12 protein-coding genes and 2 tRNA genes are annotated in these 10,285 nt (G+C 63.1%); 9 read left to right on the forward strand and 5 right to left on the reverse strand.

Translation table 11 applies throughout. From position 1 onward, the window contains the following. The first annotated feature begins 88 nt into the window (after nucleotides 1-88). On the forward strand, nucleotides 89-406 hold the full coding sequence (locus E5X34_RS28255; protein WP_292571772.1) for a BA14K family protein: 318 nt from the start codon (nucleotides 89-91) through the stop codon (nucleotides 404-406). A 491-nt stretch (nucleotides 407-897) separates the two neighbouring features. Here the strand turns inward: E5X34_RS28255 and E5X34_RS28260 are convergent, their stop codons facing one another. Continuing rightward, nucleotides 898-1,263 (reverse strand): hypothetical protein, encoded by a 366-nt coding sequence (locus E5X34_RS28260; protein WP_292571775.1) that lies wholly within the window; start codon nucleotides 1,261-1,263, stop codon nucleotides 898-900. A 206-nt stretch (nucleotides 1,264-1,469) separates the two neighbouring features. On the opposite strand from E5X34_RS28260, the gene E5X34_RS28265 reads away from it, so the two are divergent. After that, nucleotides 1,470-1,829, forward strand: coding sequence for a hypothetical protein (locus E5X34_RS28265; RefSeq protein ID WP_292571778.1), 360 nt, complete (start codon nucleotides 1,470-1,472; stop codon nucleotides 1,827-1,829). Here E5X34_RS28265 and bhcR read toward each other — a convergent pair. After that, nucleotides 1,826-2,647: an HTH-type transcriptional regulator BhcR gene (gene bhcR / locus E5X34_RS28270; protein ID WP_292571781.1), complete on the reverse strand. Its 822-nt coding sequence runs from the start codon at nucleotides 2,645-2,647 to the stop codon at nucleotides 1,826-1,828. The genes E5X34_RS28265 and bhcR overlap by 4 nt on opposite strands. 204 nt (nucleotides 2,648-2,851) lie before the next feature. Here bhcR and gcl point away from each other — a divergent pair, with 204 nt between their 5' ends. From gcl to E5X34_RS28285, 3 genes are read left to right on the forward strand one after another with little or no spacing between them, the layout of a single operon-like run. Continuing rightward, a complete protein-coding gene (gcl, locus tag E5X34_RS28275; RefSeq protein WP_292571783.1) occupies nucleotides 2,852-4,633 on the forward strand; it encodes a glyoxylate carboligase in 1,782 nt (593 codons plus the stop codon). A 27-nt stretch (nucleotides 4,634-4,660) separates the two neighbouring features. Further along, nucleotides 4,661-5,458, forward strand: a complete 798-nt coding sequence (otnI, locus tag E5X34_RS28280) for a 2-oxo-tetronate isomerase (RefSeq protein WP_292571786.1) — start codon at nucleotides 4,661-4,663, stop codon at nucleotides 5,456-5,458. After that, on the forward strand, nucleotides 5,428-6,450 hold the full coding sequence (locus tag E5X34_RS28285; RefSeq protein WP_366664921.1) for a 2-hydroxy-3-oxopropionate reductase: 1,023 nt from the start codon (nucleotides 5,428-5,430) through the stop codon (nucleotides 6,448-6,450). The genes otnI and E5X34_RS28285 overlap by 31 nt, the downstream gene beginning before the upstream one ends. Nucleotides 6,451-6,544: 94 nt before the next feature. On the opposite strand, the gene E5X34_RS28290 is transcribed toward E5X34_RS28285, so the two are convergent. Continuing rightward, a complete protein-coding gene (locus tag E5X34_RS28290) occupies nucleotides 6,545-7,408 on the reverse strand; it encodes an RNA methyltransferase (protein WP_292571789.1) in 864 nt (287 codons plus the stop codon). A 199-nt stretch (nucleotides 7,409-7,607) separates the two neighbouring features. On the opposite strand from E5X34_RS28290, the gene E5X34_RS28295 reads away from it, so the two are divergent. Further along, nucleotides 7,608-7,692, forward strand: a tRNA-Tyr gene (locus E5X34_RS28295). A gap of 88 nt (nucleotides 7,693-7,780) precedes the next feature. Next, a tRNA-Gly gene (locus tag E5X34_RS28300) sits at nucleotides 7,781-7,854 on the forward strand. A gap of 73 nt (nucleotides 7,855-7,927) precedes the next feature. Here the strand turns inward: E5X34_RS28300 and E5X34_RS28305 are convergent. Next, complete coding sequence (locus E5X34_RS28305; protein WP_292571793.1) at nucleotides 7,928-8,383, reverse strand: YidB family protein; 456 nt, start codon at nucleotides 8,381-8,383, stop codon at nucleotides 7,928-7,930. Between the two features lie 128 nt (nucleotides 8,384-8,511). On the opposite strand from E5X34_RS28305, the gene E5X34_RS28310 reads away from it, so the two are divergent. Continuing rightward, nucleotides 8,512-8,769 (forward strand): GlsB/YeaQ/YmgE family stress response membrane protein, encoded by a 258-nt coding sequence (locus E5X34_RS28310; RefSeq protein ID WP_112130010.1) that lies wholly within the window; start codon nucleotides 8,512-8,514, stop codon nucleotides 8,767-8,769. Nucleotides 8,770-8,842: 73 nt separating this feature from the next. On the opposite strand, the gene E5X34_RS28315 is transcribed toward E5X34_RS28310, so the two are convergent. Further along, entirely contained in the window at nucleotides 8,843-9,730 is an 888-nt protein-coding gene (locus E5X34_RS28315; RefSeq protein ID WP_127884139.1) for a DMT family transporter, read from the reverse strand. 227 nt (nucleotides 9,731-9,957) lie between these two features. On the opposite strand from E5X34_RS28315, the gene E5X34_RS28320 reads away from it, so the two are divergent. Further along, nucleotides 9,958-10,285: GTP-binding protein (locus tag E5X34_RS28320; RefSeq protein WP_041006264.1), on the forward strand; the 328-nt coding region annotated here is incomplete at its 3' end.

The raw sequence follows: 10,285 nt of genomic DNA on the forward strand, positions 1-10,285 counted from the left end.
AAAAGATCTTCGAACCTTTTTTCGTGGTGCCGCGACAGACGATCAAGAGGCGGATGGTTCGCCTCTCCAGCGAAACCAGGAGATCGTCATGTTCAAGCGCACCATCGTTTCCGGCCTCATCGCCACCACCGTCGCCGCCGGCTCGCTCGTCGGCACCGTCCAGCCTTCGGCCGCTCACGACCATCATCACCGCCGCGAGCTCGGCATCGGCATTGCCGCCGGCGTCGGCGGCTTCGTCCTTGGCAGTCTGCTCGCCCAGCAGCAGCCGCGCCCGGTCTATGTCGAGGAAGGCGGCTATGAAGGTTCCTGGCATGTTCGCCGCTGCTTGGCCCGCTACGGCAGCTATGACCCGGATACGAACACCTATATCGGCTACGACGGCTACCCGCACTATTGCCATCTGTAAGAGAAGGCGGACCAGGAAAGAGGGGCTGCACGCAGCCCCTTTTCTTGCGTTTGAGCGTTAGACACCAGTTCCCCAGCACAGGGATTTTGACTGGTCGGCTATGTTTGGCAGGTGGAATGCCTTCGAGATTGGCCAAAACCCCCAGTCGTCATCCACGGGCGGAGCAAGGAGCGAAGCGACGCGCGCAGACCCGAGGATCCATTCCGTGATTTCCGAGCGCCGCAACGGTGCAGAATTCTGCTCCGCTGCGTCCTCCGGCCAAAGTCACGGAATGGATTCCAGGGTCTCCGCGACGCCGCTTCGCGGCTGCTCCGCCCAGGAATGACGAGGTTGGAAGGCTTCGCCCAATCCTTGGCGTTTGCGCTGATTTCACGGAAAGAAGCGGTGAAAATCGTGCCCGTCGACAAACGGCAACCTTTCAAAAATCCCTGTGCAGTGCCACCAGCCTGATTGGCTGATTTGAAGCGGGCAGCTTCCCTGCGTCGACCGATCTAGGCTTTGGATTTCAGCTCCGGCATTGCCAGTCCGGCTGCCTTGCAGGCGCCGCTGACCGAAACGTCGTTTATCGCCACGAGATCGAAACTGTTTCCGGCGTCGGGGTAGATCTTGCCGATGAAAGGCTCATTGCCGCCGCCCTTGTCGTCGACATATCCGCACACCACGATCTCGTGCCGGCCGTTCAAACTGCGCTCTCCGGCAAGCATGGTTCCGAACTTGGCGGCGAGCGGGTTCTTCAAATGCTGGCGGACGCCGGCGGTGATGATCTCCTCCAGGGCCAACGAGATCGGGACGGGATCGACGAGAGGGTTGCCGCTGGGACCTGCGATGGGCTCGACCGGCGGCGGTGCCGCCGCCACGCATCCGCAGAGTGAAGCGACGGATAGAAGGAAAATTGTTTTCCGCATCCGTGCCCTTTCGCATGCATCCCGATGGCCCGGCAAGACGGTCAAGTCCGTCATCCGGCCTGGCTAATGCCCGGTCGGCTCCTGCCACGCACCCAGCGATGTACAGCGATTTTGCAAGTGTTTAGTCTGGCGTCGGCATCAATCGAGGGGAGGGTGGCATGGACAAGCAGGATCCCAAGGAAGAACGGGTCGAGCCGGTTTTCCGCAACGGCACCATCACCATCGTCGGCATCCTGCTTGCGTTTTCGCTAGGCTTCATCACGCATTGGGCGGCCAACCCGATCCCATGGCAGACCTACCACCTGGTCGCCGTCCTGCCGATCCTGGTCGGGATCGCGCTGCAGATCCGGGCGCTTGCGATTCTGCTCGACATCAAATCCCTGCAGCGCAGCATTCATGACCGCGCCAGTCGGATATTCATCGCCGGCCTTATCCTGGCGGCCTGCGGCGTCGGGCTGGCGATCCTGCTCGATTTCTTCGAGGTAGCGGCCAAGAGCGCCTTGCCGGGCGCGTCCTAATACGCTTTCACGCCGCCGATCATCTTCGTCACCTCGACCGCGGCGTCGCGCACCAGCGGGCCGATCTCGGCCAGCCGCTCGGGCGTGACCCGAACCGTCGGGCCGGACACCGAAACGCCGCCGATCGGCTCGCCATATTCGTTGAAGATGGCCGCGGCCACGCAGCGCATGCCCGGGTGGCGTTCCTCGTCGTCCACGGACCAGCCGCGATGCTTGATGGTGGCGAGATCGTGGGCGAGGGCCGAGATGTCGGAAAGCGTCCTGTCGGTGTAGCGCTGCAGGCCTGCCTTGCGCAGGATCGAGGCTACCCGTTCCGGCTCGAGATGCGCCAGCACTGCCTTGCCGATGCCTGAGGCATGGAAGGGGCTGCGTGTGCCCGGCCGGAAGAAGGCGCGGATCGCCTGATGCGTCTCGACCTGGCTGACGAAGACGACGCAATCGTCCTCGGCCACACCCAGATTGGCGGTCTCGCCGGTCTTCTCCATCAGCTCCTGCATGACGATGCGGGCGCGGTCGACCAGCTTGCGCCGCCGCAGGAAGGCAGCGCCCATGCGGTAGGTCTCGACCCCCACCGACCAGAGCTGGTCGGTTGTATCGAACTCGACCATGCCGTGGTTTTCCAGGGTCGTCAGCATGCGATAGGCGGTGGAGGCGGCAATGCCGCTTTGCGCGGCGATTTCGCTGAGCGACAGGCCGCTCGCGTCGGCGACGATCGCGAGGATGCGCAGCGCCCGGTCGAGCGACTGCACCGAAGCCGCTTCGGAAGGGCCGTTGAAGGCGCGCGGCCGGCCGCGCTGGCGTTTTTCGGTGGTCTCCATGAGCCAACATTCTCACTGAATTCGCGCGAGGTGCAATGGAAAAGTTTTTCATCACTCTGGCAGGGTGAATTTCTGGAAAACCGAAAATGACATGAATTCAATGGGTAAATGCCGTTTGCTGGAAATGAAAAAATATCCTGAAAAAATTGAAAATTCGAACGCGCGCTGTCACTATCAAGCCAACCAACGAAATGGAGGCTTGTCATGGCCAGGATGCGCGCTGTCGACGCGGCGGTTCTCGTTCTCGAAAAGGAAGGCATCTCCAATGCCTTCGGCGTGCCGGGCGCCGCGATCAATCCGCTCTATTCGGCGCTGAAGGCGCGCGGCACCATCCGCCATGTGCTTGCCCGCCATGTCGAGGGCGCCTCGCATATGGCCGAAGGCTACACGCGGGCCAAGGCCGGCAATATCGGGCTCTGCATCGGGACCTCCGGTCCAGCCGGCACCGACATGATCACCGGCCTCTATTCGGCGTCCGCGGACTCAATCCCGATCCTCTGCATCACTGGCCAGGCGCCGCGTGCGCGTCTCAACAAGGAGGATTTCCAGGCCGTCGACATCGCGTCGATCGCCACGCCCGTCGCCAAATGGGCGGTCACCGTCATGGAACCTTACCTGGTGCCGATGGCGCTGCAGAAGGCGTTCCATCTGATGCGGTCCTCGCGTCCGGGCCCGGTCCTGGTCGACCTGCCACTCGACGTGCAATTGGCCGAGATCGAGTTTGACATCGAGGCCTATGAGCCGCTTGCGCCCTTCAAGCCGGCGATGACGCGCGCCCAGGCCGAGAAGGCGCTGGCGATGCTCAACGAGGCGGAAAAGCCGCTGATCGTCGCCGGCGGCGGCATCATCAACGCCGATGCCTCCGACCTCCTGATCGAGTTCGCCGAAGTCACCGGCGTGCCGGTCATCCCGACGCTGATGGGCTGGGGCGCGATCCCCGACGACCATCGGCTGATGGCCGGCATGTGTGGCCTGCAGACGTCGCACCGCTACGGTAACGCGACGATGCTGGCGTCAGACTTCGTCTTCGGCATCGGTAACCGCTGGGCCAACCGTCACACCGGCTCGGTCGATGTCTACACCAAGGGCAAGAAATTCATCCATGTCGACATCGAGCCCACCCAGATCGGCCGCGTCTTCGCGCCGGATCTCGGCCTCGTGTCGGATGCGGGTGCGGCGCTGAAGATCCTGCTCGACGTCGCCACCGAATGGCGCACGGCCGGCAGGCTGCGCGACTGGTCGGGCTGGGCCAAGGAATGCCAGCAGCGCAAGAAGACCATGAAGCGGAAGACGCATTTCGAGCAGGTGCCGCTGAAGCCGCAGCGTGTCTATGAGGAGATGAACAAGGCTTTTGGCCGCGACACCACCTATGTCACCACGATCGGCCTGTCGCAGATCGCCGGCGCGCAGTTCCTGCATGTCTACAAGCCGCGCAACTGGATCAATTGCGGCCAGGCCGGCCCGCTCGGCTGGACGCTGCCGGCGGCGCTTGGCGTGCGCGCCGCCGATCCGGACCGGAACATCGTCGCGCTTTCCGGCGACTACGATTTCCAGTTCATGATCGAGGAACTGGCCGTCGGAGCGCAGCACAAGCTGCCCTACATCCACGTCGTCGTGAACAACGCCTATCTCGGCCTCATTCGGCAGGCGCAGCGCGGTTTCTCGATGGACTACGAGGTGAGCCTCGCCTTCGAGAACGTCAACCGCGCAGGCGATCCGGGGGCGGGCTACGGCGTCGATCATGTCGCCGTCGCCGAGGCGATGGGCTGCAAGGCGGTCCGCGTGAAGAAGCCCGAGGAATTCGCCGGCGCCTTCAAGGAAGCGCAGCGGCTGATGAAGGAGCACCAGGTTCCGGTGGTCCTGGAATTCATCCTCGAGCGCGTCACCAACATTTCGATGGGCACCGAAATCGACAAGATCACCGAATTCGAGGAACTTGCCGAGAGCCATGAGGATGCGCCGACGGCCATCGTCATGTTGGATTGAGTTCAGGCGGAACGAAGGAGAAGAAGAATGCCGCGTTTTTCAGCCAATCTGTCGATGCTCTTCGGCGAGCATGAGTTCCTCGATCGCTTCGATGCCGCCGCCCGCGCGGGCTTCAAGGGCGTCGAATATATCGGCCCCTATGATCACGCGCCGGATGTCGTCGCGGCGCGCCTGAAGAAGAACGGCCTGACCCAGGTTCTCTTCAACCTGCCGGCTGGCGACTGGGCGAAAGGCGAACGCGGCATAGCCGCGCTGCCGGACCGGGTGCCGGAGTTCCGCCAGGGCGTCGCCAGGGCGATCACTTATGCGCATGCGCTGGGCTGCGAGCAGGTGAACTGCCTGGCCGGCATCGCGCCAGAGGGCGCCGATCGCGCGGTGCTGGAGAACGTCTTTGCCGAGAACCTGGCCTTCGCGGCGGAAAAGCTGGAGCAGGCCGGCATCAGGTTGCTGATCGAGCCGATCAACACCCGCGACATCCCGGGCTTCTTCCTGAATTACTCCGACCAGGCCTTGGCGCTGATCGACCGCATCGGCTCGAAGAACCTCTATTTGCAATACGACATCTATCACATGCAGATCATGGAGGGGGATCTCGCCCGTACCATCGAGGCGAACCTCGGCCGCATCGCGCATATCCAGCTTGCGGACAATCCCGGCCGTCACGAGCCGGGGACGGGCGAGATCAATTATCCCTTCCTCTACGACCACATCGACCGCCTCGGTTACTCCGGCTGGATGGGCGCCGAATACAAGCCGAAGGTCGGCACGGAAGCCGGGCTCGGCTGGTTCCAGCAATTTGCCGGGCAGGGGAGCGCCGCGGCTTAAGAGCCGGCGATGAAACAGCCAATCTCCCCCAAAGTGGGGGAGATGGCCGGCAGGCCAGAGGGGGGCGCGAAGGAACGCGACCTCAACAACTGCGACGGAGCAAAACAATGGAAACCATCGGCTTCATCGGCCTCGGCATCATGGGCGCGCCGATGGCGGGGCATCTCCTCGACGCCGGCTACACGGTCGTCGCCAGCGACCACCGCTCCAAGCCGCCGGCCGACCTTACCGCCAAGGGGCTGAAGTCAGTCACCGGCCACAATGCGGTGGCCAAGGCTGCCGACATCATCATCACCATGGTGCCAGACACCCCGCAGGTCGCGGATGTTCTCTTCGGCGAGAGCGGCGTCGCCGCTGGCTTGTCCAAGGGCAAGCTCGTCATCGACATGAGCTCGATCTCGCCCATCGCCACCAAGGAATTCGCCAAAAAGATCAACGACCTCGGCTGCGATTATCTCGACGCGCCGGTGTCGGGCGGCGAGGTCGGCGCCAAGGCCGCCTCGCTCACCATCATGGTCGGCGGCGAGGAAAAAGCCTTCGAACGCGCCAGGCCGGTCTTCGAGAAGATGGGCAAGAACATCACCCTTGTCGGCCCGAACGGCGTTGGCCAGACCACCAAGGTGGCCAACCAGATCGTGGTGGCGCTCACCATCGAAGCCGTTGGCGAAGCCCTCGTCTTTGCCTCGAAGGCCGGCGCCGACCCCGCGAAAGTAAGGCAGGCGCTGATGGGCGGGCTCGCCGCCTCGCGCATCCTCGAAGTGCATGGCGAGCGCATGATCAAGCGCACCTTCGCGCCGGGCTTCCGCATCGAGTTGCACCAGAAGGACCTCAACCTCGCGCTGGAAGGCGCGAAAGCGCTTGGCGTCTCGCTGCCAAACACCTCGACCACGCAGCAGCTCTTCAATTCCTGCGCCGCCAATGGCGGCGCCAAGGAGGACCATTCGGCGCTGGTCAGGGCGCTGGAGCGGATGGCGGGACACGACGTAGCCTAGCGAATAGCGAATAGGGAGTAGCGAATAGGCTTGCAGGCCAGCAACCCGCAGTGTTCCGTCTATTCGCTATTCGCTATTCGCTATTCGCTATTCGCTATTCGCTATTCGCTAAGAACTTCCTAGCCGCATAGAGACTGACTGCCGCCGCATTCGACACGTTGAGCGAACGGATGGCGCCCGGCATGTCGAGGCGGGCAAGCGCGGTCACCGTCTCGCGGGTCTTCTGGCGCAGGCCTTTGCCTTCGGCGCCCAGCACCAGCGCGATCTTCTCTCTGTCGAAGGTCTTTTCGAGCTCCGCCGGTCCTTCGGAATCAAGTCCGATGGTCTGGAAGCCGGCTTCGTGCAGTTGACCCAGCGCATCGGCGAGGTTCTTCACCTCGATCTGGTCGATATGCTCCAGGGCACCGGACGCGGATTTCGCCAGAACGCCGGATTCCTGCGGGCTGTGCCGCGCCGTGGTGATCAACGCGCCGGCGCCGAAGGCGACGGCGGAGCGCAGGATCGCGCCGACATTGTGCGGGTCCGTCACCTGGTCGAGCACCAGCACCAGCCTGGTATCGCCGAGCGCGTCGAGACGCTTCGGCTTGAGCGGCTCAGCCTCGATCAGCACGCCCTGATGCACCGCATCCGACCCGGTGATCCTGTCGATGTCCTTCGGCTCCACCAGTTCGGCCCTGAAGGGCAGGGCGGTAAGCTCTCCGATCGAAAGCCGTTCGGCCGCGTTGCGGGTCACCAGCATCTTCTTGATCTTGCGGCGCGGATTGTCGAGCGCGGCCCGCACCGTGTGCAGGCCATAAAGCCGCGCCAGCCCGTCACCGGGTGCTTCGCCAGGGGGCACCGGCTGGCGCGGCCGGAATGCCGGCGCGCCGCCCGCCTTCTGGTCGCGATGCGACCGCCTCAGCTTGGCGTAGTGGGTATCCTTGCGCGTTCCCGGCTTGTTGCTTTTATCGTCGCTCATGCGGGCTTCTATAGCCGCCTCGTTCGGCTAAGGATATGGGCCGCGACAATTGATGCGAAACATCCTCGAAAAACCCTCGCCGCGCCGGTTGACACCCACCGGCCTTGCCGCCATAAGGCGCTTCGCTGATTTCGGAGAAGATCTTACTCGGGCTCCGGATCGGCGAAAATGCCTCGTTGCATGGCTCCGGCGGCAGACTGGAGAGGTGCCCGAGTGGTTAAAGGGGACGGACTGTAAATCCGTTGGCTTAGCCTACGTTGGTTCGAATCCAACCCTCTCCACCACTGCCGGCCCGGAAGCCCTGAAACGAAAAGTCTCGGACCGAAAAGTGCATGGCGCTTTTCGGGTGAATCCGGTACCTCAGTGCAAGGCGCGGGTATAGCTCAGTGGTAGAGCAGCAGCCTTCCAAGCTGAATATGCGGGTTCGATTCCCGCTACCCGCTCCAGATTGTTTCTCTGCTCTCTGACAAGAAAACGCCGCGCACCTTGGCGCGCGGCGCGTTCTCATCTGCTTAGCCCTTAGCTATTGAAGGCCGAAGCGACCTGATGGTTCTGCGGGATCTGGCCGTTCGGCGTCAGCTTGTCGACGATGCCGGGCAGCGCCGTGGAGAGTTGCTGCAGCAGTTCCTGTTCGTTCATGCCTGTGCGCTGGGCAATCTCGCGGATCACCGCCGGCCCGAGCGCCGAGCCGAGATCGCCCGGATTGATCGGCTGGTTCTGGCCGGTGCCGACCCAGGAATCGGCGACGTTGCCGTGGCCGGCATCCCTGAGCTTGCCGAGCAGGCCGCCGAGACCGCCAAGCAGGCCGCCATCGGCGGACGCGCCGGTTCCAGCAGGCGCCGGGGCCGGCGCTTGCTGCGCGGCCGGTTCCTCGCTTCTGCCGCTCAGCATCTTGCCGACCAAAAGCGCGCCGAGCGCGATCATCAGGGGTTTGGTGATATTCCCGCCGGGAACGGCATTGTCGAAAAGGCCCATCGTGGATCTCCTTGTCCAGCCAAGTCCGCCCGTCCCCAGAATGGCGCAAACAGGCGGAATTTCAAGCTGTCTTGAGCTTTTGACAATCATATGACCATGATGGCGGGGCGGGGAATTTGGAGGGAATTATGGGCATCATCAGCTGGATCATTCTCGGCATCATCGCCGGATTCATCGGCAGCAAGATCGTCAACAAGACCGGTCAGGGCATGATCATGGATATCGTGCTCGGCATCGTCGGCGCCATCGTCGGAGGTGTGATCTTCAGCGCCTTCGGCGCGCAGGGCGTCACCGGTCTCAACATCTGGAGCCTGATCGTGGCCGTGGTCGGCTCGGTCGTCGTGCTCTGGGCCTATCACCAGATCAGCGGCAAGCGCACGCTGTAGGGCCAAGAAAGTCGCAGCCAGCCAGGCTGCTGGGAGTCGATCCTGTCGGATCGGCCCAGATTGATGCGCGTCGTCAGGCGACCATGGCCAATCGGCGCTTCCTCTCGTCGAGAGAGACGATCACAAGGCCGCTGGCCATGACCAGCAGAATGCCGCAGACGGCGAGCGCATTGGGAAACTGCCCGAACACCAGCAGTCCGGATATGACCGCCCAGACGGTGAAGCAGTAATAGAAGGGCGCGACCGCGCTTGTCGGTCCGACCCGGTAGGCCATGAATATGAAGAAATGGCCGAAGATCAGGAATAGGCCGGCACCCGCGATCAGCAGCAGATGGCGTCCTTCGGGCATCACCCATTGCTCGGAGACGAGATGCGCCGCGCCCGAGCCGACCAGCACCACGAGGACGGCGGAGATGGCGACGATCATGCCGGGTACCTCGGCGCCCACCTTGCGGCCGGCTATATCGCGCACCGCCGCAAAGGCGGCGTTGCCGAGCGCCAGCAGCGCATAAACCGAAATACCCTGCATGGTCGGCTGCGCCACCATGAGCGCCCCGACGAAGCCAAGGCCGATCAGCGCCATGCGCGTGGCGCCGATCCTTTCGCCGAACAGCATCGAGGAGCCGACCAGCACGATGAGCGGCGTGATCTGCCCGAGCGCCGTGGAATCCGCGATCTGCATGTTCGCCAGGGCGACGACGTAGCAGAGGATCGCCAAAAGCTCGAACAGATTGCGGCGCAGCACCTTGCGCTCGAAGAGCAGCGGGATCTGCCGGGCATAACCCAGCATCAGGAGCAGCGGCACGCCCCACAGCGTCGCGGCGGCACCCCGCAGCAGCAGCACCTCGTAGGGCGGCAATCCCGTGGTGGCGAGCTTCATCATCGTGTCGTTGACGAGGTAGGACCCCGTCGAGACGACCATGAACAGCGGGCCGCGGATATTGGATGGAATGAACTGCATGCGGCGGACAAGATCAGAGCGGCGCCGCCGCGGCAATGGGCCAGTCCGGCGCCTTTGATTTTACGCACGGCAGCCCTATATCCGCCCACATCCCACTGAAATCGACCATTGGTTCGGGTCGAGCGGGAATCCGCTCAGCCACAAGGTACTTGTGTTTTTCGGCCGTTGTCGCTAATCGCCCCGCATTCGACTGAACTGAAGGTCAAGGCCGTCCAAGGAAAGAGACTATGGCAAAAGGTAAATTCGAGCGCACCAAGCCGCATGTGAACATTGGCACGATCGGCCACGTCGATCATGGCAAGACGTCGCTGACGGCGGCGATCACGAAGTATTTTGGCGAATACAAGCGCTATGACCAGATCGACGCAGCACCCGAAGAGAAGGCGCGCGGCATCACCATTTCGACGGCTCACGTCGAGTATGAGACGGCCAACCGTCACTATGCCCATGTCGACTGCCCCGGCCACGCCGACTATGTGAAGAACATGATCACCGGTGCTGCCCAGATGGACGGCGCGATCCTGGTCGTGTCGGCCGCCGACGGCCCGATGCCGC

Origin of the sequence: Mesorhizobium sp. (assembly GCF_004963255.1) — a bacterium.
Classification (GTDB): domain Bacteria; phylum Pseudomonadota; class Alphaproteobacteria; order Rhizobiales; family Rhizobiaceae; genus Mesorhizobium.